The 21,634-nt window shown below is 35.0% G+C and carries 26 protein-coding genes; 15 read left to right on the forward strand and 11 right to left on the reverse strand.

Features of this window, described 5'->3' with window-relative positions:
- Nucleotides 1-7: 7 nt before the first annotated feature.
- Nucleotides 8-682, reverse strand: coding sequence for a hypothetical protein (locus ACOI1C_RS11455; RefSeq protein ID WP_422510659.1), 675 nt, complete (start codon nt 680-682; stop codon nt 8-10).
- Between the two features lie 223 nt (nt 683-905).
- On the opposite strand from ACOI1C_RS11455, the gene ACOI1C_RS11460 reads away from it, so the two are divergent.
- From ACOI1C_RS11460 to ACOI1C_RS11475, 4 genes are all read left to right on the forward strand, one after another.
- Nucleotides 906-2,573 (forward strand): DUF6044 family protein, encoded by a 1,668-nt coding sequence (locus ACOI1C_RS11460; RefSeq protein WP_422510660.1) that lies wholly within the window; start codon nt 906-908, stop codon nt 2,571-2,573.
- Between the two features lie 18 nt (nt 2,574-2,591).
- A complete protein-coding gene (locus tag ACOI1C_RS11465) occupies nt 2,592-3,629 on the forward strand; it encodes a glycosyltransferase family 2 protein (protein ID WP_422510661.1) in 1,038 nt (345 codons plus the stop codon).
- Complete coding sequence (locus tag ACOI1C_RS11470) at nt 3,583-3,993, forward strand: GtrA family protein (protein ID WP_422510662.1); 411 nt, start codon at nt 3,583-3,585, stop codon at nt 3,991-3,993. The genes ACOI1C_RS11465 and ACOI1C_RS11470 overlap by 47 nt, the downstream gene beginning before the upstream one ends.
- An 85-nt stretch (nt 3,994-4,078) precedes the next feature.
- A complete protein-coding gene (locus ACOI1C_RS11475; protein WP_422510663.1) occupies nt 4,079-5,086 on the forward strand; it encodes a DUF3231 family protein in 1,008 nt (335 codons plus the stop codon).
- A gap of 361 nt (nt 5,087-5,447) precedes the next feature.
- Here the strand turns inward: ACOI1C_RS11475 and ACOI1C_RS11480 are convergent, their stop codons facing one another.
- Nucleotides 5,448-5,885 carry a GNAT family N-acetyltransferase gene (locus ACOI1C_RS11480; protein ID WP_422510664.1) on the reverse strand — a complete coding sequence of 146 codons (438 nt, stop codon included), beginning with the start codon at nt 5,883-5,885 and terminating at the stop codon, nt 5,448-5,450.
- A gap of 168 nt (nt 5,886-6,053) precedes the next feature.
- Here ACOI1C_RS11480 and ACOI1C_RS11485 point away from each other — a divergent pair, with 168 nt between their 5' ends.
- The 8 genes from ACOI1C_RS11485 (at nt 6,054) to ACOI1C_RS11520 (ending at nt 11,873) form a co-directional block, all read left to right on the forward strand.
- Nucleotides 6,054-6,260, forward strand: coding sequence for an MgtC/SapB family protein (locus ACOI1C_RS11485; RefSeq protein WP_422510665.1), 207 nt, complete (start codon nt 6,054-6,056; stop codon nt 6,258-6,260).
- Between the two features lie 50 nt (nt 6,261-6,310).
- The gene (locus ACOI1C_RS11490; protein WP_422510700.1) at nt 6,311-6,739 is read left to right on the forward strand and encodes an MgtC/SapB family protein; all 429 of its coding nucleotides are present in this window, start codon (nt 6,311-6,313) and stop codon (nt 6,737-6,739) included.
- A 201-nt stretch (nt 6,740-6,940) separates the two neighbouring features.
- On the forward strand, nt 6,941-7,393 hold the full coding sequence (locus ACOI1C_RS11495) for an HD domain-containing protein (protein ID WP_422510666.1): 453 nt from the start codon (nt 6,941-6,943) through the stop codon (nt 7,391-7,393).
- Nucleotides 7,394-7,795: 402 nt separating this feature from the next.
- Nucleotides 7,796-8,464 (forward strand): DUF421 domain-containing protein, encoded by a 669-nt coding sequence (locus ACOI1C_RS11500; protein ID WP_422510667.1) that lies wholly within the window; start codon nt 7,796-7,798, stop codon nt 8,462-8,464.
- Between the two features lie 308 nt (nt 8,465-8,772).
- The gene (locus ACOI1C_RS11505) at nt 8,773-9,192 is read left to right on the forward strand and encodes a hypothetical protein (RefSeq protein WP_422510668.1); all 420 of its coding nucleotides are present in this window, start codon (nt 8,773-8,775) and stop codon (nt 9,190-9,192) included.
- Between the two features lie 19 nt (nt 9,193-9,211).
- Nucleotides 9,212-9,532 (forward strand): thioredoxin family protein, encoded by a 321-nt coding sequence (locus tag ACOI1C_RS11510; protein WP_422510669.1) that lies wholly within the window; start codon nt 9,212-9,214, stop codon nt 9,530-9,532.
- Nucleotides 9,533-9,582: 50 nt separating this feature from the next.
- Nucleotides 9,583-10,677 (forward strand): FAD-dependent oxidoreductase, encoded by a 1,095-nt coding sequence (locus ACOI1C_RS11515; RefSeq protein ID WP_422510670.1) that lies wholly within the window; start codon nt 9,583-9,585, stop codon nt 10,675-10,677.
- A gap of 101 nt (nt 10,678-10,778) precedes the next feature.
- Nucleotides 10,779-11,873: a hypothetical protein gene (locus ACOI1C_RS11520; protein ID WP_422510671.1), complete on the forward strand. Its 1,095-nt coding sequence runs from the start codon at nt 10,779-10,781 to the stop codon at nt 11,871-11,873.
- A gap of 44 nt (nt 11,874-11,917) precedes the next feature.
- Here the strand turns inward: ACOI1C_RS11520 and ACOI1C_RS11525 are convergent, their stop codons facing one another.
- Nucleotides 11,918-12,670: a methyl-accepting chemotaxis protein gene (locus ACOI1C_RS11525; protein ID WP_422510672.1), complete on the reverse strand. Its 753-nt coding sequence runs from the start codon at nt 12,668-12,670 to the stop codon at nt 11,918-11,920.
- 13 nt (nt 12,671-12,683) lie between these two features.
- Nucleotides 12,684-12,908, reverse strand: coding sequence for a glutaredoxin domain-containing protein (locus tag ACOI1C_RS11530; protein WP_422510673.1), 225 nt, complete (start codon nt 12,906-12,908; stop codon nt 12,684-12,686).
- 135 nt (nt 12,909-13,043) lie between these two features.
- Between ACOI1C_RS11530 and ACOI1C_RS11535 the strand changes: the two genes are divergently transcribed.
- Complete coding sequence (locus ACOI1C_RS11535; RefSeq protein WP_422510674.1) at nt 13,044-13,724, forward strand: Crp/Fnr family transcriptional regulator; 681 nt, start codon at nt 13,044-13,046, stop codon at nt 13,722-13,724.
- Nucleotides 13,725-13,761: 37 nt separating this feature from the next.
- On the opposite strand, the gene ACOI1C_RS11540 is transcribed toward ACOI1C_RS11535, so the two are convergent.
- The 7 genes from ACOI1C_RS11540 to ACOI1C_RS11570 all read right to left on the reverse strand — a co-directional run bounded on the left by ACOI1C_RS11540 (nt 13,762) and on the right by ACOI1C_RS11570 (nt 20,318).
- Complete coding sequence (locus tag ACOI1C_RS11540; protein ID WP_422510675.1) at nt 13,762-15,186, reverse strand: dihydrolipoyl dehydrogenase family protein; 1,425 nt, start codon at nt 15,184-15,186, stop codon at nt 13,762-13,764.
- A gap of 16 nt (nt 15,187-15,202) precedes the next feature.
- Nucleotides 15,203-15,784, reverse strand: a complete 582-nt coding sequence (locus tag ACOI1C_RS11545; RefSeq protein WP_422510701.1) for a CDP-alcohol phosphatidyltransferase family protein — start codon at nt 15,782-15,784, stop codon at nt 15,203-15,205.
- 146 nt (nt 15,785-15,930) lie between these two features.
- The gene (locus ACOI1C_RS11550; RefSeq protein ID WP_422510676.1) at nt 15,931-16,449 is read right to left on the reverse strand and encodes a TVP38/TMEM64 family protein; all 519 of its coding nucleotides are present in this window, start codon (nt 16,447-16,449) and stop codon (nt 15,931-15,933) included.
- Nucleotides 16,446-17,432 carry an ABC transporter ATP-binding protein gene (locus ACOI1C_RS11555; protein WP_422510677.1) on the reverse strand — a complete coding sequence of 329 codons (987 nt, stop codon included), beginning with the start codon at nt 17,430-17,432 and terminating at the stop codon, nt 16,446-16,448. Before ACOI1C_RS11555 ends, ACOI1C_RS11550 begins: the two co-directional genes overlap by 4 nt.
- Complete coding sequence (locus ACOI1C_RS11560) at nt 17,422-18,255, reverse strand: ABC transporter permease (protein WP_422510678.1); 834 nt, start codon at nt 18,253-18,255, stop codon at nt 17,422-17,424. The genes ACOI1C_RS11555 and ACOI1C_RS11560 overlap by 11 nt, the downstream gene beginning before the upstream one ends.
- Nucleotides 18,245-19,111, reverse strand: coding sequence for an ABC transporter permease subunit (locus tag ACOI1C_RS11565; RefSeq protein ID WP_422510679.1), 867 nt, complete (start codon nt 19,109-19,111; stop codon nt 18,245-18,247). The genes ACOI1C_RS11560 and ACOI1C_RS11565 overlap by 11 nt, the downstream gene beginning before the upstream one ends.
- Nucleotides 19,089-20,318: an ABC transporter substrate-binding protein gene (locus ACOI1C_RS11570; RefSeq protein ID WP_422510680.1), complete on the reverse strand. Its 1,230-nt coding sequence runs from the start codon at nt 20,316-20,318 to the stop codon at nt 19,089-19,091. The genes ACOI1C_RS11565 and ACOI1C_RS11570 overlap by 23 nt, the downstream gene beginning before the upstream one ends.
- A gap of 171 nt (nt 20,319-20,489) precedes the next feature.
- On the opposite strand from ACOI1C_RS11570, the gene ACOI1C_RS11575 reads away from it, so the two are divergent.
- Both ACOI1C_RS11575 and ACOI1C_RS11580 read left to right on the forward strand, forming a co-directional pair.
- Nucleotides 20,490-21,008 (forward strand): DUF3179 domain-containing (seleno)protein, encoded by a 519-nt coding sequence (locus ACOI1C_RS11575; RefSeq protein WP_422510681.1) that lies wholly within the window; start codon nt 20,490-20,492, stop codon nt 21,006-21,008.
- Complete coding sequence (locus tag ACOI1C_RS11580) at nt 20,989-21,603, forward strand: DUF3179 domain-containing (seleno)protein (RefSeq protein ID WP_422510682.1); 615 nt, start codon at nt 20,989-20,991, stop codon at nt 21,601-21,603. Before ACOI1C_RS11575 ends, ACOI1C_RS11580 begins: the two co-directional genes overlap by 20 nt.
- The last annotated feature ends 31 nt before the right edge of the window (nt 21,604-21,634 follow it).

The following is a 21,634-nucleotide window of genomic DNA, read 5'->3' on the forward strand; positions in this document are numbered from 1 at the left end:
CCTCCTATTAACGAAGCATTGCATCAATGTTGATCATTGAAATGCCTGCTCCCAGTAATGCTAAGAATAAATGAATTCCAACTACAATTAAAGCGTTAATCATTGGCTTTTTAGAAGATATTCGATTCAAAAGAATGAATAAAAGCACAATTCCAGCTATGAAGAAAAGATTTAAATAACTCATAAAATGAATCAAAAATGGATGATTAAACAATAGCTGACCTACGATCCCAAGTGAGAATGGTGAAGAAATGGAGGGAATACCCCATGTATAGAATAAGAAAACCTGCGCAACATGATTTAACATGATAAAAGCAATAAAATAGAGGTGTATATGTATGTAAACGATTAGACTAGATTCTCTAAAAAAGAAATAGCTGAGTAGGACTGATAACGTTAAATAGAAGATTGGATAAAAGAATCCCTTTAATAGTAGACCGACTGTATGAAAAGTTTGCAAGGCTGCTATCTCACTTGTTGAATAATCTGCAAGACCCTTAGAAATTACTTCTGTACCATAACCCATCAGGCTGTATAGGATTGAAACGACAAGACTTACTAGCAAAAGGAATGATAACTTTACTATAATTGGTTTTATTGAAGTTTGTTCCTGTGATGTTAGTCTGTGTATGTAGGATTTTGGCTGAAAAAAACCTCGAAGAGCTTGGATATTTGTTTGCATAGCGATCCCCCCTGGCAATAAACGACAATACCTTTATATTTAGTAGCATATCATAGCTTTTTTTAACTTTTTGGAAGATTATGTCGAATAATCTAATATAAGTAGATTATTTTTTTCTTCCTGTTTTTTTAGGTTAATGAGTAAAAAATGGAATAGATTTTAGACCACTAGCAAACCTTAAAAGTAAAGAACTAGACTCTACTATTTGCGGGGTGTGGCTGAAGTGGATTCCTTACAAAAGCCTACTAGCGAGCAAAGACTTCTGTTCTTTGCCTTTTTGCTCATAGGCCTATATTTGTCTCCCTTGTTTATTCTCGGGGAAAATGCTCATATTCGAGTACACGATAATTTAGATTCGAACCTAGCCTGGTACAAGGTATTAATAAATAGTGGTGAACTCTTTGGATCATTAGACTCTACCATTCCTCAAATCATAAATGGGTTGCCAAGGAATGCTTTTGGGACGGAATGGAGTGGCATTGTATGGCTGCATGCCATCTTTCCAACCATGGTTGCATATGCTTTAAGCCAAACCATAACGAGAGTATTTGCTTTTATAGGAATGTATCTTTTGTTAAAAAAACACTTTATTAAAGAACGGGAATACTACATTATTCGTGTCGGAGTTGCCCTAGCATTCTCTTTAACACCGTTTTGGCCTTCCGGAATGCTTAGTACATTAGGAATGCCTCTTGCTACTTGGGCGTTTTTGAATATCCGAAATGGAGAGAACTCATGGAAAAACTTCTTGGTCCTCACGCTTTTACCGTTCTATTCAAGTTTTGTTCTAGGCATTTTCTTTTTTTTACTAGCAATTGGAATCGTTTGGCTACTTGATTTTTTAAAAGGAAAAGGCTGGAATCTACGTTTTTTACTTTCCATTGTATATATGACCTTTGTTTATTTACTCATTGAATATCGACTCGTTTACTCTACCTTTTTTTCTTCTGAACCTACTAGTCGAGATGAATATTTTCATGCTAGGTTATCATTTCTACAATCGGTCAAACTAACATTTAAAAACTTTTTCCTTGGCCACACCCATGTAATGACGGTTCACGGATTATTTATTCTGATGACCCTTCTACTTGCCTCGTATTTCATTATTAAAAAACGAATATGGAAAAGTGAACAATTATTTATTAACTTGCTACTGATAAATTTCGGTCTTTCTGCTTGGTATGCATTTTGGTTTTATAAGGGTTGGATACCTATTACCGAACGGTTTCATTTCCTAGACACATTCAACTTTGCCCGGTTTCATTTTTTAAGACCGTTCATTATTTATGTAAGCTTTGCACTTGGGTTACAAATAATTTGGAAGTACAAATCCATAGTTTGGTTTCTAATCGTGGGTCAGTTACTCGTTTTGGGAGCTTATAACGATGAAATCGTTCATCGTAATAAACCTTCAGTGAAAGAGTTTATGGCGGAGGACTTATTTCAGGAAATTAAAGAACATATCGGACTTCCACTTGATCAATACCGTGTTGCTTCTATTGGAATTCATCCATCAATCTCCCAATATAACGGATTCTACACACTAGACACCTATAATAACTTCTATCCGTTAACGTATAAATACCAGTTCAGGAAAATCATTGAGAATGAATTAGAAGAAAACAAAACCATTCGAACCTATTTTGATGAGTGGGGCGGTCGATGCTACATCTTTACAGATGAACTCGGCAAGCATTATATGTTTTCAAATCGCTCCAAGAAAGAGTTGAAGAACCTCGACTTGAACCCTGAGCCTTTTAAGAAGCTAGGAGGACGTTTTTTACTTTCAGCCATTCCAATAAAAAATGCAAACAAGAACAAGCTATCTTTAGAACGCATTTTCGAAACAGACACTTCTCATTGGAAAATATACTTGTATAAGGTGATCTAAACAACAGGAGGAAGCTTTGTGAACCCACCATTATTAACAATTGTTGTCCCGTGCTATAACGAGGAAGCGGTTTTACATGAAACGATTTCTCAACTTCATCTTGTACTTGAAGACTTGGTAACAGAGGAACTTATTTCAAACGAAAGCAAGCTTCTATTTGTAGATGATGGAAGTAAGGATCAAACATGGTCCATTATTTTTAAAGCTAGCATTAGGAACATGATGGTCAAGGGATTAAAACTATCTAGAAATGTAGGACATCAAAATGCATTACTAGCTGGACTTTATGCGTCAAAAGAGACATCTGACTGTGTAATTTCGATTGATGCAGACTTACAAGATGATAGTAACGTCATTCGTGAGTTCATTCTGAAATTTCAAGAAGGAAACGAAATTGTTTACGGAGTCCGTCAGGCTAGAAAAAAAGATACTTTATTTAAGCGTAATACAGCTGAAGGATTTTATAAGCTTATGAAGAAAATGGGAGTCCAATTAATCTACAACCATGCAGACTTCAGGTTAATGAGCAAAAGGGCCTTAGATGAGCTCCAACGTTTCGAAGAAGTAAATTTATTTTTAAGAGGAATCGTTCCACTCATTGGGTTTCGGTCCACTTCTGTTTATTACGAGCGAAAAGAAAGAATGGCAGGAGAAAGCAAATACCCACTCAAAAAAATGCTCAGCTTCGCCTTTGATGGTATTACTTCCTTCTCCGTTACTCCCATTCGGATGGTATTAGTATTTGGGGTACTTTCATTTCTTATTAGCCTGGCCTTTGGCACCTATTTCTTGGGGTTAAAGTTTTTCGGAAATACAGAGCTAGGCTGGACATCCCTCATAACTTCGATTTGGCTAATTGGAGGGCTACAATTAATGGCAATCGGGTTAATAGGGGAATATATAGGGAAAATATACAAAGAATCAAAGCGACGTCCTAAATTCATTATCGATATTGATCTCTTTAATCTACCCGTTCCACAGCACTTACTAACTCAAGAGGGGTACAGTGATGAGTCTATACATCTTAACGCTCCGAGATTATCTGAGACAAACTAACTCCTTTGTTCGATTTTTACTTGTCGGCGTTATGAATACACTTGTAGGCTTGTCATTGATTTTAATTTTAATGAATGCTTTCGAAATGAACTACTGGTTATCTACTTTTATCGGAAATGGAACAGGAGCTGTTATAAGTTATTTTCTGAATCGTAAATTTACGTTTAAAAGTCAAAGGTCTCATCAAAGGGGGGCCCCTGCATTTTTCGTAGTTATTCTTATATGCTACTTTGGTTCCTATTCGATTAGCGCATGGATGATCAATATGTCCAATCAACCACAGGAAGAGCTTGCTGTCTTAGTTGGTTGTGCATTTTATACCTTAACTAACTATTGTGGACAGAAGATTGTTTTTGCGGAGTAGATTGCGGTAATAAAATTTACTGTACTTGGAACACTAATCAATGGAATGTTGTATCATTTTTCGATTTGTTAAGGACGGTGTATTGATGCAAGACAAAACAAGAATCCAATTAACAGCCTCAGAAATTTCAGGCTTATGGGGACAATTTATCAATGATTCTACCTCTGTTTGTGTCCTAAGTCATTTCTTAGCAAAGGTTGAGGATGAAGAAGTAAAACCGGTTATTGAATTTGCCCTTCTCACTTCAAAAAAACATCTGTCAATCATGAAACAGATATTTCATAGTAACGGCTTTCCTACACCAATTGGATTTACAGATAAAGACGTGAACGTGAATGCTCCTAAACTTTTTTCTGATACATTTGTTTTAATGTATTTAAGACATAAGTCCATTTTAGTTATGGCTGCAAGTAGCCTAGCAATAGGTATTGTTACACGGCCTGATTGTGTAGCGTTTCATAAGGAAGTTCTTAAAGGAGCGGTTCTATTACAGGATCAAACGAGAGAGTTAATGTTAAAGCTCGGAATCTATATCCGTCCTCCTTACATTTCAAGGCCAGACCGTGTAGATTTTGTTCAAAAGCAAAGCTTTTTGTCAGGTTTTATTGGAGAAATAAGACCCTTGACATCCCTTGAAGTTACCCACTTATTCATAAACGTCCAAAAGAATGCTATTGGAAAGGCATTAATAATGGCCTTCGCTCAATGTGCGAAGAATGATGAAGTCATGAAATATTTTCTAAGAGGAAAAAAAATTGCTCATAAACATATGGACTTATTTAGTAATATTTTAAAAAACGATGATCTACCTGCACCCATGAGTTGGGATACGGCTGTAACTGATTCTACATCTCCTCCTTTTTCAGACAAGCTTATGCTCTTTCACATTACTGCCATGATCGCAGCTGGTATTGGAAACTACGGGGTTGCCATGGGAGCAAGCCCTAGAAGGGACATAGGTATGAAATATGCTTCACTTATTCCTGAAATTGCCCTATACGCAGAAGATGGGGCTAATATCATGATTAAGAATGGTTGGCTAGAAGAACCTCCTCAAACTGATAATCGAGAGAAACTTGCAAAGCAAAAATAATAGCTAAGGTTATCCAATTTTTACAAAACGTATTGTTAAAATCACCCGGTCATACTACTTGTATGAGGGGGGCATTTCTACGCATGGAAATTATATTCAAATACAGTTCATTCCTTTTATCTGGTCTTTGCTCAATTGGGCTAGCCGGACTACAATCATCAGACAAATTAAGACTTCTTCAAAAGATTACGTTTTCAAGATAAAAAAAATCGCACTCTTCAATCGTGGAGAGTGTTTTTTCAATTATGCTCTGTTAAATTTGAGTATTGATTGCTGCGAGAGAACCATCGCCTTCCGCGTTCGTTTTGGGAGCCTCAACTCCTAACTAAAAGCAACAGTCTCTTAGAAAAGAACCTTCAATTTAAAGGGAGTAGAAGTAGAAATAGCTCTCTTCACGTTTAAATCCAATTTTCTCGTAAAGAGCCTGCGCTTTAACGTTTTCATTTCCTGTTTCTAAAAGAATTCCTTTTGCAAATGTGTCTGTACCATAACCAATGGCTGCATCAATTAGGGCTTCACCTACCCCTAATCTTCGAGCAGACTCTGAAACAAATAAATCATTTAGTATCCATGTTCTTTTCATACTCACCGATGAAAACATGGGAAAAAGCTGTGTAAATCCAACCGGTTTGTCTTCATGGGTAGCTAGAAAAATAACAGATTCCTTGTTTTCGATTCTTTTCCTTAGGAACTCTTGAGCTCCAATTAGGTCAGACGCCTGCTTGTAAAACATGCGATATTGATTAAACAATTCAACAACTGAATCCAACTCATCCAGTGTTGCTATTATGATCTTCATTTTGGTCTCCCCCTTAAAAAGGAACTCGAAAGTGCATTTCTCCCTACATGTATCGTACTCATTTGACTCCATTCTTGTCTACCTAAATTGAAAACCATTTCTTTTTGTTACTTTTATCCTTATGCTTGGAGAAATTAGAGAATATGATATTTACAAGGGGGATTATCTGTGGAAATTGATTATGTCTTATTTCAAAAACTCATATTATCCTTAATACTTGGGGCTGCTGTGGGGTTAGAACGCGAATTGAAGAAGAAGCCTCTTGGGCTAAAGACGACCATTATTATCTCCGTGAGCTCATGCCTGCTAACAATTGTATCCATTCATGCTTCAGATTTATATGCTGTAGCTTATGAGAAACCGATGGATCTCTAAGACTTGCAGCTCAAATCATTTCAGGAGTCGGGTTTCTAGGTGCAGGTGCCATCCTAAGCCGAAATAATGATGTAATAAGTGGCTTAACCACAGCCGCCATGATTTGGGCAGCTGCTGGTTTAGGCATTACGGTAGGAGCAGGATTTTACATAGAAGCCATTAGTGCCATGCTACTCATGCTTATTGCAGTTGAAGGACTAAGCCCACTTCTAAAAAAAATCGGGCCTAAGACCTTACGTCAAAAAGAAATTCGAGTGAAAATTGAAGTAATGAAGGAAATATCATTAAAGGAAACGTTCCAACATATTAGGGATCTGAAGATGACCATACAACGGGTCCGATTTAAGGATGATCAAGAGAAGAACTACTGCCTTATTGATTTAGTCGTGACCATTCATCAAAATCGTTACACGTCAGATGTTTATGAAGACCTAAAAAATTTACAAGAAGTACATTCAATTGAGATCGAGCTGTTATAGGATAAATACCAGATCTTCATTTTTCAAGTATCAGTGAAAATGGAGCTTCTTTTTTTAATCCTAAAAATACCACTGATATATCTCTTCTAGTTTGATAATATATCGATAATTTAACATTAAGAGGAGGAATTAAATGAGACTTGTTACTTTATTAATATTTACATGCACCCTATTACACAAAAATATGTTAGACGATCAGGTATGGCCCATGCTATATCAGTAGCTTACCACGCATTCAAATTGGCAGAGGAATATAACGTTCATCCTGATTTGGCAGCAAAGGCTGGGTATCTTCACGATATTGGTCATTTTGAATGGTATTCAAACGGAGAGTGGGATTATCAGCTTTATCGTGACTATGAGATCTACCCCATTAAAGGTGCTGAACGAGCACATAAATTGCTAGTCCGCCTCGGCGAAGACAAACAAGTAGCAACAGAGATCGCACACGCTATCCTATTTCACACCGACTCCACTCTTCCAAGTGGGAATTTCGAACTAAGTTTATTACAAAAAGGCATTCACCTAGCCGATGAAATGGACAAACAACAAAGTAACCTTCACCACTACCGAAATATTGATGAACAAAAAGAGAGTTTACTCATTGAACAGCTTGACCAGAAAATCGAGAAGATGCAATATGTGGGAATGTAAATATGAAGAAAAGGATGTTACCAATACAATTGATCCTCTTATTACTTTCCTCCTTAATTATTTAAATAAAATTAGCCTTCAGCTGAAGCAGCTTCTAGTTACCCTATTGCGCTCATTTTGCTCTTGATAGGAACCTCCGGAGGGATTAGGTGCCCGAATTGTGTCAGTTTTGCTCCTAAAGGGAACATAACGACTCATCGTATCCATTTTACCGTTGAGTCCCTTTCACAAATCCTTTAACAAGATAAACAGGATAGGTTTTTCTAAAAACACAGACACATATGAACAATTCTACTACCGAAATAATCAAAAATAACTTTTTTCCTCTTTCTATACATTTTTAAGAATGATTAGTAGACATTATACCTATGCGGAAATTAATACAAAAAGTGAGGTTTGATAATGGATTGGGATTTTGTTTGGAAAGCAATCGTTATTGTTCTTGTAGGTACATTTCTCTTAAGAATTGCAGGAAGAAAGACCATTTCACAAATGACCATTTCAGAAACAGTCATTCTGATCGCCATTGGTTCTTTAATGATTCAGCCTGTTTCAGGAAAAGATCTAGGGACCACCTTTTTGGTAGCTGGAGTACTTGTTGTCACTTTAGTTTTATTGCAATTTTTACAAATGAAGTCTGATGGTTTTGAAAAGCTTATCACTGGAAAAGCAAAGATAGTAATTGAAAACGGAATTTTGAATGAAAAAAATTTAAAAAAAATTAGATTAAGCGTTGACCAACTTGAGATGAATTTAAGACAGAAAAATGTAACGAAAATTAGTGATGTGCAATATGCAACACTAGAGCCTAATGGACAAATAGGTTTCACGTTAAAAAAAGAATCACAGCCTGTTACACAGAAAGAATTCCAAAAAATATCAGACGACATCCAACAACTACAACTAACATTGAATAATTTTGCACTCAGTTACTCACAACCTGTTACATTACCTAAACAACTAGAAGATCAGTCAAACCCTCAACTTAAACAATCTACTAGTCAAGAAGATATATTTGCGGAGGTACTTCATAAGTCACATAAAGACACTCCACCTAAACACTTACAATAGTCACAAGAGGATTTGGAGCTACCGTTGCTGTGTTGTTTCTCGGACATTCTTTCAGCCTTTGTTGACAATTTAGTAAATTAACCATTTTGCCTGAGATGCAGTATTTCCTCATGTAGCTCTTATACAACGTTTCAAATCAATCGGAATCACAATTCGACCTAATTCATCATCTTTTCTAACCACACCTGTACAATTTGTTACTTTTTTCATTAATACTAAACCTTTTAAAATTTATGTAAGCTATGTTACAGAAAGAAATACTACCCTTTCGTAAGATGAGAGTAAGAATAAAATAGGGGGTGAAAAAAATGAATAAATCTCTAAAGGCTGCAATCCTTGGTGGAATTATTGGAGGAGTAATCTTTGGTATCATGATGCAAATGATGGGCATGATTCCGATGATTGCTATGATGGCTGGAAGTGAAAGTCTTGTTGTCGGGTGGCTCATTCATATGATTATTAGTATTATCTTTGCTGGTGGCTTTGTTATTTTTACTAAAATCGTGCGTAACCCTATCATAGCTACCATCACTTACGGAGTTATATTATGGGTGATCGGACCATTACTAATCATGCCGATGATGTTAGGGATGGGTTCTATGATTAGTCATGCATTTGCACCGGACCAAATGATGAGCTTGCTAACTCATATTTTCTTTACAGTTATTCTTGCTATTGTAAATAAGGTAATGAAAGGCAATACTATAAATACTCAAGTTTCAGCGTAATGGAAAGGATGATCACAACATGAGTAAAGAAATAAAGAGTTTCGTAGAATTTAAGAATTATATTGATTCATCTAAAGCTGTTGTAATCAAATTTTATGCAGATTGGTGCCCGGATTGCAAGAGGATGGATAACTTTATGGAAGAAGTTTTAGAAGGATTTGATTCTATTCCAATGTATAATTTAAATAAAGATCAGTTTGAACAGATTTCTTCTGAAAACGATGTGATGGGTATACCAAGCTTACTTGTTTTTAAAGAAGGTAAGAAAATAGGGCATCTACACAGTGCTAATGCAAAAACGCCTGACCCAGTAACCGAATTTTTATCTACGTTTTTTTAGTTGGGAAAGGTCACATACTATTGTATGTGGCTTTCTTATTAGTAAATGAGGTGTATACAATAAAAACTGTAATATTAATTGGAGCAGGCCATGCTCATTTATATTGTCTGAAAATGGTAGAAAAGGCAAACCTAAATGATATAAAATTTATACTCATATCCCCCTCTCCATACCAATATTATTCAGGAATGTTTTCAGGTTACACAGAGGGAATTTATTCAATTGATGACATTAGGATAGATGTAAGACAACTTTCTAAACATTCCTCATTTGAATTTGTAGAGGACCATGTTATTAAAGTATCTCCAGTAAGCAAATATGTTGAATGTTCAAAAGGACACAACATTCAGTTTGATGTTATCTCATTTGATATTGGTTCAATTGGCGAAAAACCATCAAGCTTCTCTAAAGAGATTTTTCCAATTAAGCCAACCTACATGTTTTCAGATAGTGTAAATCTGCTAAGAGAAAAAGAGAATCCAATTATAGTCGGTGGGGGAGCATCAGGATTTGAATTGGCACTTGCCATTAAAGCATTTCAATTAACGCAACGAAAATTGAATGCAACCGTTACATTAGTGTCTTCAAAGCAATTATTGAGCGGCTATAATGACAAGATCTCAAAAACCACAAAGGAGATTGCAATAAGAAAAGGTGTTATCATCCATGAGAATGAACCTGTAATTGATGTATTTGACAGTAAAATTATTACTAAATCCGGATTAACATTATCATATGACGGCCTTCTATGGCTCACTGGACCTAAAGCACCATTGCTTTTTAAACATTCTAATTTAACGGTTAATGAAACAGGGTACTTAGTTACAAATAGATTTCTACAAAGCGTACAATACCCATATATTTTTGGTGCAGGTGATTGTGTATCTTTAGTAGAATATCCCACCCTCCCTAAAAATGGAGTGAACGCTATTAGACAAAGTCCTATTTTGTGGAGAAATATTTTAAGCTATTTGAAGGAAATGCTTCTAGTACCTTTCCAACCACAAAAAAATTACTTATCCATCCTTTCGACTGGACAAAAACAAGGTCTTTTACTATATAATAACTTTTATTTTCATCATAAAAGCGCTTGGTTACTTAAAAATAGAATTGATCGCCGCTTTATTCGAAAATATAAAAAGTAAGGTTTTTTTACATAAGCCATCACTCCTACTTAAGTGCCACTTAAAGCTTTGAAACGATTATTTAATTAGTATATGTTTATCTATCAAATATGAGGTGCTTCATGTCTATCTTTAGTATCGTCTTTTTCGGAGTATGTCTGTTTACTGCAACAAAGATTGTCAATCAATTAAACTTACAACACTTTTTTATTTCCATACCTTATACTGCAACATTCTTGTTAATACCAATTTCTTATATCTTGTATCACTTCTTTAATTTTGAACTTACATTACCATTTTTTCTAGAACGTCTTGCTGTAACAATCTTTTTATTTTCAATTGGATTCCAAATTGCAACTATTATTAACAAAAAATACTTCATAAGAGTTTTCGTTTTATCCATTATTAGTATTTTAATTATCGTGGTTCTAAATCTTATATCATTACCTTTTCCAGAGGATCTTCAAATTTTAGTTGGTTCTGCAATGTTTGCGTATAGTCCCTTTATAATGGAATATGTCACTTCGAACATATATACAGATTTCCTGATGTACTGGAGCTCCATACAAATGGTTATCGTGTTCATAAGCACACCCATTTTCCTATTCGTTTCAAATAGAGTTCTAAAGAATAAAGACAATAAGAACCTTCAACAAGAGTATTTACCTCTTACTTTGACAAGGCTACATTTTTTTGTAATAACAGTTTCGTTCCTATTTGTCTTTTTAACCATGAGACTTCATTCTTTAAACGTTTTATTTTTACATGATTTTGTATTTGGACTTCTTGCAGGATTTTTCTTAGGATACATCCTTAAACGTAGATCCTTACAAACTGAAAAAGCCACTAAACTTCATCAGTTAGGTAGCCTTGGGCTTTATCTATTTATTATGTCATCTATTAACCATTTTGCTTTTGTAAACCATGAACTATTTAACTGGTCTATTTTATTTCTAATGGTAATGAAAACAATACTGGTTGGGTTTTTAAGCTTATTCGTAATGATCTATTTCTTTAAATCCCTATCACTCCAAGAAAAGCTTGTCGCCACTGTTGCAGGTTGGACATTCGTCTTAAGCTCCCCTGTTGTTTGCATGCATGGGATGAGGACCGTTGTTAATAAGCTTGGCCCCGCACCCTATGTATTATTAATTATCCCACCTATTATTTTGTGGATAGTTAATTATTTTCATATATTGATAATTTATTTATTCTAAACCTTTTTGACTTGGTACAGTTCAATGTTGATAGCACAGAAAGACTATCTTTTAGTAATAGCAATTTCTAATCCTTTTGCTATAATTTCTCGATTTTGAGCGATTTTTATACTTAATTGATTAGCCCCTTCACTAGCCGATGTTATTTCTTTTGTAATAGAAGATAATTCATTTTTATCTTCTGTTACTTTGTGAACAGATTCGTGAATATGATTAAACAGTCGCTCTGTTTTCTTTATCTTCTCGATACCAGTTGAAGTTTTCTCATGACTAACTTTAGAAACATTAGCTATTATGTTGATCTCTGACAAAATATTCTCGACCGATGTTTTTGCTTTTTTAGTGGATTCAGAACTCTCTATAGATAATTTTCTAATTTCTTGAGCAACTACATTAAAGCCACGACCCGCAGTTCCTGCTCTAGCAGCCTCAATTGATGCATTTAAAGCTAATAGGTTTGTTTGAGAAGAAATTCGCTCCAGTGTCTTTATCATTTCAGTAATTCCTTTTGATTGCTCGATTAAAACCGAAACTTTGGATAACATTTCAACAGACTCTGTCTGAATTAACTCCATTTCTTTCACTGTTTCTAAAATTGAATTCTTACCCTCTTGTGCAAAACTTTCTGCCTCATTAACTTGAAGACTTACCTTGTTAGTTAAGAACGATAATTTTTCTGATAATTCTACAATGAAATGAGCAGAACTTAAAAATTGTTGCATTTGCCTCTTTTGAAGTTCCATCGTCTTTTTGGCATCAATTAATTCTTTTTCTACTTGGAAATTATTTGAAATCATGTCATTCGCTCCTCTATATAAACGTTGATTGTAATTGATCCCATTTTAATACTTCGCCATTTTTTGTATTTATCAAAACAGGCGCAATCACTTCATCTACTAATCTAATAAGTTCTGATCTTGCTTCTACATCGTGTAGAACATTTTTTTCTATATATAAAATTTCGTTATTTTCCAATATTTTTTTTACACTAAAGCATCTTAAGCATCCATCTATTGTATATAATGTATAGTCCATAACTCTACCTCCTGTTTATTATATCTTATCCTTAATCCCTTTATGAAGTCAGTAAGATAAATTACAAGTTTTATTCGTAAAATGCTTTATAATATAAAATAAATCTAAAGATTCTTTAGACAGAAAGGAGTCTACATGGATAAATTATTTCTATTGTCACAAATAAGCCTCTTAGATGAACTACCAATGGAAGAATTACAAATCATTGATGAAATGAGTGAAATGAAGCCTGTCAAAAAAGGGGTCCTTATTTTCTCACCAGAAAAACCGATTGAGGCACTATTTCTATTAAAAAAAGGTCAGGTACGCTTATATAAAATTAACCAAAGCGGAAAACAATTTACTGTAGATATCTTAGTAGATGGAAACATCTTTGGAGAAACTTCAACATTATCAGTAACTGACGATAATACGTATGCTGAAGCAATGACAGACACATATCTATGTATGATTAGTAAAACAGAATTTGAAACATTTATTGAAAAAAACCCTAAGATTGCCATTAAATTAATTAATATATTATCAACAAGACTTAAAGAGCTTTATAGTCTTAGTGAAAAAATTGCCTTGGGCGATGTACGATATCGAATTATTTATCTGTTACTAAAGTTGAGTGAAAAAACGGGTAGAAGAAAAAATGAATGGCAAACGATTGAAATGAAAATAACCCATCAGGATGTCGCAAACATGGTTGGATCTACAAGAGAAACGACAAGCGCAATCATGAGTCAACTTAAAAAAGAAGGATACATCAAAAAAACATTGCGTTTAGCCGTCCATGTAGATCGAGTAAATGAAATATTAAATGATTTATAGAGTTAGAGAGTGAGCTTCTATTTACCTCACTCTTTTCTTATCGAAACCATTGGATATATTTTTTAATGAGTTTAGGTATCCACCCTGTAAACAGAGCTTCTCGCCAATATACATCTGCCGTTCGTTGTACAGCTGCAGCATGATTTGGATAGGGGTGAATGACTTGAGAAATATCTCCTAGTTTTCTTTTATATTGCTTTGCAAAGACCACTTCTTGCATCCAATCTCCAGCACCTTTTCCGATTGCATGTGCGCCAATAATATATCCCTTTTTATCAGTTAAGATTTTTACTAAACCGTTTGTCTCATGATCAGTAACAAAACGATCTACATCGTCTAAATTAATTTTATATACGTTATTCTCTATGTTTTTTGCGTTTGCTTCTTCTTCTGTTAACCCTAAATGAAAAATTTCTGGAGACAAATACGTATTCCATGGGACCGTTTCATAGCTTACTTTTCTTCTTAAACCTAATACAGCATTTTGTACAATAAGCTTCCCTTCCATTCCAGCAACATGAGTAAAGGGCATTTTTCCTACTACATCCCCAATTGCGTAAATAGAAGGAATATTTGTTTGCAAAGAATCATTTACGATAATATGCCCTTTTTCACTTGTTTTCACATTCACATTCTGTAATGCTAAAGAATCCGTATTTGGCACCCTGCCAACTGCAACTAGTATTTCATCTACAGGGATTTCAAGTATCTTTTCATCTCTTTTTATTTTTACTATCTTTTGATTATTTTCGATTTCAACCTCCAAAGCGGAGGCATTTGTATAGATCGTTATTTCCTTAGATAGTATATCAGTTGCCAAATTCCTGATTTCATGATCTTCACGTAGTAAAATATCCGGTGAACGTTCTACTACTGTTACATTACTTCCTAGCCTTGACATCGCTTGGGCCATTTCTAGACCAACAGGACCCCCACCAACCACAAGTAAGCTTTCGGGTAAATGCTCTAGATCAAAAATGGTTTCATTTGTGATAAAACCAGCTTCCTTTAAACCTTTAATAGGTGGAATAAAAGGTCTTGAACCTGTAGAAATGACGATTCGCTTTCCATATATCACTTCTTCTCCACTAATTTGAACTTCATGTTTTGATCGAAAGCTTCCTTTGCCTATAAAAACATCAATTCCTAATTTTTTAAATCGGTCAGCATCATCGTGCCTTTGAATCGTTGAAATCGCATCTTTTGTTCTCTTTTTAACTTGCTTCATATCAATGGTACCTTCTAAGGTAAAACCAAGGTTCGCTATTTTTTTAGCATCATGTACCATTCTAGCTGTTTCAATTAGAGCCTTTGATGGCACACATCCATAATGTAAGCAATCTCCACCAGGCTGCTTTTCTTTCTCTATCAGAGCAACTTTAGCACCTAATGAAGCAGCACCAGCTGCAGCAGTTAGTCCTCCAGCTCCCCCACCTATTACAACTAGGTCATATTTTTTCACTGTATAAACCTCTCCCTTACTTCAATATTTTCTTTGCTTCTAAAAAACGCTGACATCCTGTAAACACTTCTATCACAAAAAAGATTAAAATAATCGGCAATAAATAGTCTGGAAATACCATCATAAGTGTTAAGAAAATAAATCCTTCCGTTCTTTCTGCTAATCCAGCTTGATAATAAAAACTTTTCAGTCCTTGCTTATCTGACACAGCTCCAACTGTAAGAAATATAGTAATTGAAAAAATAATTGAAACACTTAACAGTAAAAGTGCCCATTGAACATCTGGAAAAACAAATGCAATTCCTAAAATCACACTGATTTCTACTAATCGGTCAAATGTAACATCCATTACCGTTCCGAATGGTGATGTTTGTGTTTCCCTGGCCATTGTTCCATCCACCGCATCTAAAAATCCGGATAACCAGAGGACAATAACAGCGACAATCGTAAGTCCAAAATAGTAGAACACACCCGAGGATGCACCAATAATAAACGAGATAATTGTGACTTGATTAGGAGTCAGCCCTACTTTTAAAAGTGCTTTTGCCGCACCACCAATGAATGGTTGTACATATTTTCTTGCATGGGTATCAAGCATTGTTATCCTCTCCATTCTTTATAATCCCTAGTTTTTCTTTCAATGAAGAACTAACCATAATTGGGACAATTGCAACGACTACAAAAACAAGTATGGCCAGAACTATCATCCACCAAGAGGATGCTAAAAGACTAGATCCGAGAAAGTTATAAGCGAATGTTTCCATGTATGATTCCGATAACTGTCGCAACAAGGAAATGAGAAAAGCGGACCTTTGACAATCCTGATAGATAACTGATCATGTCGAAGTTAAAGAGAGGCATTAATCTAAGGAGAAGAACATAGAGAAATCCATTGTTTTTAAGCTGTTTTTCAATGACTTCGCCTTTACCCTTCCATTTTGCCTTCACGTATTTACTTCCTAGCATTCGTGCAATATAGAAAGCAAGAATAGCTCCCCCTGTTGCCCCAATAATGGTATAAATCGTTCCCCAAAAAGTTCCAAATGCTAAGCCTGCCGATAAAGAAAGAATGGAAGCAGGAAACAAAATAAGAGGACGAATACTGTAGATTAAAATAAAAATGACTGGTGCAAACAATCCAAATGACAATATCCACTCTCGAATTGTTTGGGGATGTATATTTAAGTAAGAATGATTGAACCAAATTAAGCCTATAATGACAATTAAAGCTACTCCTATATTCAACATTGATTTTCGATTCATTCTCTTCCTCTCTTTTCTTTAAAATGAACAATATCCGTCGAATGTCTGACTCCAACTAGGAGTCGCATCCTTAATGTGTATTGCTGTTTTTCATCGCAAAGTAATGTGATGGATGTATTTAGGTCTTGAAGAAAAACAGTAACATATTGTTTTCCATACTTGTAGAAAGTATTTGTAACGATTCCTTCAAAGCTTAAATGAAAATCCCCTTCCGAATTTGCCATTAATTTACGAATAGGAACAAAATGATTTGAGTCTATTAACAATCCTTCTGAAAAATACTTTGCAACACTTTCATTTTTAGGATAGTGATATACATCATGAGGTACACCTATTTGTTGAATTCCGCCTTCAGCAAATACCGCAACTTTATCTCCCATAATCATGGCTTCTTCTGTATCATGAGTAACAAACAGGGTTGTGACACCTTGCTCCATTAATAAAGTCTTTACCCACTCTCTTAGCTGCTGTCTAAGCTGTTTATCTAAGCTACTAAACGGTTCATCTAAAAGTAGTAATTCTGGCTCTAGGATTAATGCTCTTGCTAAAGATGCTCGTTGTTTTTGGCCACCAGATAGTTCATGAGGATAATGCTCACTATAAGAATGTAGGTCTACCTTTTTTATATATTCGTTTACTTTATGCATTCGTTCATCTATTTTCATGTTTGTAAATAACAAACCATACTCTATATTTTCTCTAATTGTCATATGCGGAAACAACAGTGCCTGCTGAAACATCATCACAATCGGTCTTTTATTAGCTGGAAGATTTGTGAAATCTTTATCATTAATAATAACTTTACCAGAGGAAACAGACTCTAAACCTGCAATGCATTTTAATAATGTTGATTTTCCAGTACCTGAAGGACCAACAATACTAATGATTTCTCCTGGATGGATGAGAAGATTCACATCTTTGAATATCACATTCTTTTTATATTCTTTTTTTAGCGAATGTAATTGTATGGTGTTACCTTTCATAAAGATCACCTCCTACTTTAGACTTTTTATAGTAAGGAACTAGTATTCTAAACAACATTTCTGACAAGCCCATCATAGCAATTGGAATTAAAGCAAATAGGATAGAAACGCTAGCAATCATCGTTTCATTTACGGTCGAAAAATAAGGAAAATAAATCATCGCTAACGTGATGACGCTTCCTCCACCTATAATGGCTGTTAGAGCATACTGACTTAGTGAAATGACCGTTACGAGGAAAACAACACTTCGTAAACTAGGTAATAAAAGAGGAAAGTAAATATGATGAAGAATTGTCATATTGCTTGCTCCTAGTGTTCTAGCTTGGCTCTCTAAGTGAGGTCCGATACTATCAAAACCAGATCGTAATATTCTTATAGAATAGGGAACTGTTGGGATCAGATGAACAAGACTTACCCCTAGCCAGTTGTCTGTTAAACCAAACCTGATCATCGTGATATGAATCCCCATCACCATGGCAAGGCTAGGAAATAGAATAGGTAAATAGAGAAAGGTTTCAAATAAGGCTTTTCCTTTGAACGTATCATGCGCCAACACTTTGGCAGCTGGTAGGCTTATGATAAAGTTTAAAATTAAAACAATTAGATTTAGTCCCATGGAAGTAACAATTGCTTTTAAAATTATGGGATCTGTTACTAACACTTTCCACACATCTAAATCTACTTTAAGTAATGAGAAACTCTCCCAGCTCCAACCGCTTGTAATACTTTTAATAGATAAAAAGAGAAACGGAGTAATAAAGAGAAACAATACAAGTAGGCATGTTGTTTTCACTGTCATTTTTTTTCGCATACTAACTTCCATTTCCCTTCATCATCCTATATCTTTTCTGATTAAACAGGAGCTGAGTCGTAATCATTATAATAATAACGATCATTGAAAGAAGCGTCATCGCCGCATAGGAAAGTCCTCTATTGCTCCAATTCCCTTCAAAAAACCATTCGTAGGCTAAGACGGGTAACATCTTAGGATGTGTAGTCCCGAGGAGATAAGGTACTTCTACTGCTGCTAGGACAAATGAAATAATAATAACCGCTGTTTCGACAACAACAGGTAAGATCCAAGGCAACTCCACTGTCTTAAATACATCCCAATCGTTTCCACCTAACGTTTTAACAACGTAGGATTGTTCATCATTTACTTGACTGTATATAGGCAGTAACATTAACACAACAAAAGGTACTTCCTTCCAGACGTAGGTCAGTATAATTCCAATCCCTGTTTGATCTCTAAACATAACAGGAAAATCATTCATCTCATTTATCCAGCCTATTTGATGAAGGAGACTTGATAGTAACCCAGATTGAGATAATAAAAGGTATAACATATAACCCCATATAAAATGAGGAAACAACATTGGAATCCAAACCACTAGCTTTGAGAACTTATTTTTGATGATTTGATGAAGTGACTTTGCTAAAATTACTCCAATAACAATTGAAATGATTGTGGAAATTGTAGTTACCCATAAACTATAAGAAAGAGAGGCTAGAAAACTCTTATTAGAAAACAACTTCGTGTAATTTTCTAGTGTAACCTCTCCATTTATCTGAAAGCTTTTTAAAACAGACATACCTATTCCATAACCAACAAAGAACAATGTAAAAATGCAAGCAGGTGCTACTGCCCAAACTGAACTATTCAGCTTGAACGACTTCACTTAACCAATTCTCCTTTAACCATTCTACATATTTAGAATCTACTTCAGGTAATCTATGCTTTTGTAATTCTTCTGGAGAAAGAACAGAATGGCCACGGTCCATACTCGCTAATTTCTTCTGACCTTCTTCTGATAATTTATTTGGATCTAGAGAAATATTTTCACCCCAATAAGTAGAATCGTATTTTGCTAGTTGTGCTTCTGGTGATAATAAAAAGTTAATGGCAGTCATCGCACCTGCTTTATTCGGACTATTAAAAGGTATGGCTAAAAAATGAGTATTTCCAATCGAACCCGACTCAAGGACAAATGATTTCGTAGAAACAGGAAATACTCCGTCTTTTATCTGACTCTCTGCTCTTGCTTCGTTATAACCCATTGTCAACCATACTTCACCTTGACTGTATAGATGATCTAAATCAGATAGTGTGGCAGGATAAGTCTCACCATTTCTCCATAGATTTGGCTTAATTTCTTTTAAATAATTCCACATGTATTCTGCTGATGTGTTAACGACTTCTTCGTTAAACCCATCCTTTAATAATACATCATGTCCACCTACAGACTCATAAAGGAGATGACGCAAGAAAGCACTTCCTGTAAAATCGCCAGCCTCGGGATACGTAAACTTCCCTGGGTTTTCATGTACCCAATCTTGTAGTTCTTTAAAATTACTGGGTGGGGTCGTTATTTTTGCACTATCGTATAAAAAGACAAATTGAACTTTTCCCCATGGTGCTTCTAATCCATCGATTTTTGTTCCGAAATCATATTGGCTATCAGCACTTTCGGTATCAACAAACTCATTATAATTAGGCATTTTCTCTACGAATGGTCCAAATAAAAGGCCATTCTCTTTTGCATTTTTAAAGTTTTCACCATTAATCCAAATGACATCAATAGTTCCTTCTTCTTTATTCGTTTCTTTTTCGTTAAGTAGCTTTTGTAAAAATTCATTTGTGTTCATCGGTATTCTTTCAAGCGTCATATTGTACTCTTGTAACAGTCTTGGTTTTACCCATTCATCCATGTAATTGTTAATACCTTCATCTCCACCCCACATAAAGACTCTAACGTTTGTGTCTTTAGCTTGTTCTGCCGTTTCATCAAAACTCTGTTCAAGAATGGAAGTTCCATTACTTGTCTGAGTATTGCTACACGCTGTTAAAAAAAAGAGAAATCCTAAAATGATACCTAGCTTTTTCAATGACAATCTCTCCATTTCTTTAACATCAATTACTTTATTCCACTCTAATACAATTCATATTCTTTTTCAGTAAGCTTCCTTACAAAAGAATTTTATTTTGAGATGTATAGGACATTTTCAAGCTAGCATAATGTAATTTCAGTAATTAATCGATAAAAAGGAGGTTACTAGGTGAACATATATCCCAGAAAAAACTTCATACCTCAAGCACTCCCTCTCCCCTACCGGCAGACTCTACCGATTCCATTACAAAATATTGCTCAAAGTTGGAATACGAATTGGTCAAAAAGCACGATCCCACTTACTGAATTGCAACCTGTAAAAAGAAGAGATGAGATACCATCAATAGATATTCCAACATTTGAAACGATTAATGAAGCAAAAAATTGGCTTCATCCACAAGAGCCCGTTATGGTAGTTGAGATAAATGGAGCTGCACGTGCTTATTCATTACAACTATTAATTTGGCATGAAATTGTTAATGATGTAATTAACTCCGTACCAATTGCTGTTACGTATTGTCCTTTATGTAATTCTGCCTTTGTCTTTTCGAGATGGTTTAATAATGGTTTACTTGAGTTTGGAACAACAGGATTACTTAGAAATTCAAATTTAGTTATGTATGACAGAACTACAGAAAGCTTATGGCAACAATTTACTGGTGTTTCAATTGCTAGGAGAATTTGCTAGATCTAGATTGTCATTCATTCCATCTAGTTTAGTTAGTTTTCAAACTTTTTCAACAACCTATCTAAGCGGTGTCGTGTTATCAAAAAAGACTGGCTACGTAAGAAATTATGGGCAAAATCCTTATTTAAATTATGACGTAATTGGGAGTGTTCCTTTTTTATATTTTGGTCCGATTGACCCTCGATTACCAGCAATGGAGCGTGTTGTTGGTATTTGGAATCAAGAATCAAGTATCACCTATCCATATTCGGCATTATCAAACAATAAAATCACCTATGGACAACTAGAAAATAGTGAGTTTGTTATATTTTTTAATGATAAAACAAAAACGGCTGTAGGTAGTAAAAACATTGCAGAATCAAGAAATGTAGGTTCAACAAATGTTTTCCTCCCTATTGCAAACGCGAATCGCTTAACTTTTATATATGAAAATAATAAAATAGTAGATCTAGAAACAAGAAGTGAATGGAGTTTGTTAGGTATGGCATTAAGAGGACCCTTACGCGGAGTTAAGCTACCAGTTGTTATTCATGGAGATCCTTTTTGGTTTTCCTGGGCTGCTTTCTATCCAAATAATGTGATTAAAAATAAATAAGGACAAACTTGTACAGTCAAGTTTGGGCTCT

This window comes from Bacillus sp. DJP31, assembly GCF_049310945.1.
Taxonomy (GTDB): domain Bacteria; phylum Bacillota; class Bacilli; order Bacillales; family SA4; genus Bacillus_BS.

Bases quoted from the DNA above. Each gene is read 5' to 3' on its own strand.
- ACOI1C_RS11455 (WP_422510659.1), bottom strand. From the start codon at position 682: ATGCAAACAAATATCCAAGCTCTTCGAGGTTTTTTTCAGCCAAAATCC.
- ACOI1C_RS11470 (WP_422510662.1), top strand. From the start codon at position 3,583: ATGAGTCTATACATCTTAACGCTCCGAGATTATCTGAGACAAACTAAC.
- ACOI1C_RS11475 (WP_422510663.1), top strand. From the start codon at position 4,079: ATGCAAGACAAAACAAGAATCCAATTAACAGCCTCAGAAATTTCAGGC.
- ACOI1C_RS11480 (WP_422510664.1), bottom strand. From the start codon at position 5,885: ATGAAGATCATAATAGCAACACTGGATGAGTTGGATTCAGTTGTTGAA.
- ACOI1C_RS11495 (WP_422510666.1), top strand. From the start codon at position 6,941: ATGGCCCATGCTATATCAGTAGCTTACCACGCATTCAAATTGGCAGAG.
- ACOI1C_RS11500 (WP_422510667.1), top strand. From the start codon at position 7,796: ATGGATTGGGATTTTGTTTGGAAAGCAATCGTTATTGTTCTTGTAGGT.
- ACOI1C_RS11505 (WP_422510668.1), top strand. From the start codon at position 8,773: ATGAATAAATCTCTAAAGGCTGCAATCCTTGGTGGAATTATTGGAGGA.
- ACOI1C_RS11510 (WP_422510669.1), top strand. From the start codon at position 9,212: ATGAGTAAAGAAATAAAGAGTTTCGTAGAATTTAAGAATTATATTGAT.
- ACOI1C_RS11520 (WP_422510671.1), top strand. From the start codon at position 10,779: ATGTCTATCTTTAGTATCGTCTTTTTCGGAGTATGTCTGTTTACTGCA.
- ACOI1C_RS11525 (WP_422510672.1), bottom strand. From the start codon at position 12,670: ATGATTTCAAATAATTTCCAAGTAGAAAAAGAATTAATTGATGCCAAA.
- ACOI1C_RS11530 (WP_422510673.1), bottom strand. From the start codon at position 12,908: ATGGACTATACATTATATACAATAGATGGATGCTTAAGATGCTTTAGT.
- ACOI1C_RS11535 (WP_422510674.1), top strand. From the start codon at position 13,044: ATGGATAAATTATTTCTATTGTCACAAATAAGCCTCTTAGATGAACTA.
- ACOI1C_RS11545 (WP_422510701.1), bottom strand. From the start codon at position 15,784: ATGCTTGATACCCATGCAAGAAAATATGTACAACCATTCATTGGTGGT.
- ACOI1C_RS11550 (WP_422510676.1), bottom strand. From the start codon at position 16,449: ATGAATCGAAAATCAATGTTGAATATAGGAGTAGCTTTAATTGTCATT.
- ACOI1C_RS11555 (WP_422510677.1), bottom strand. From the start codon at position 17,432: ATGAAAGGTAACACCATACAATTACATTCGCTAAAAAAAGAATATAAA.
- ACOI1C_RS11560 (WP_422510678.1), bottom strand. From the start codon at position 18,255: ATGGAAGTTAGTATGCGAAAAAAAATGACAGTGAAAACAACATGCCTA.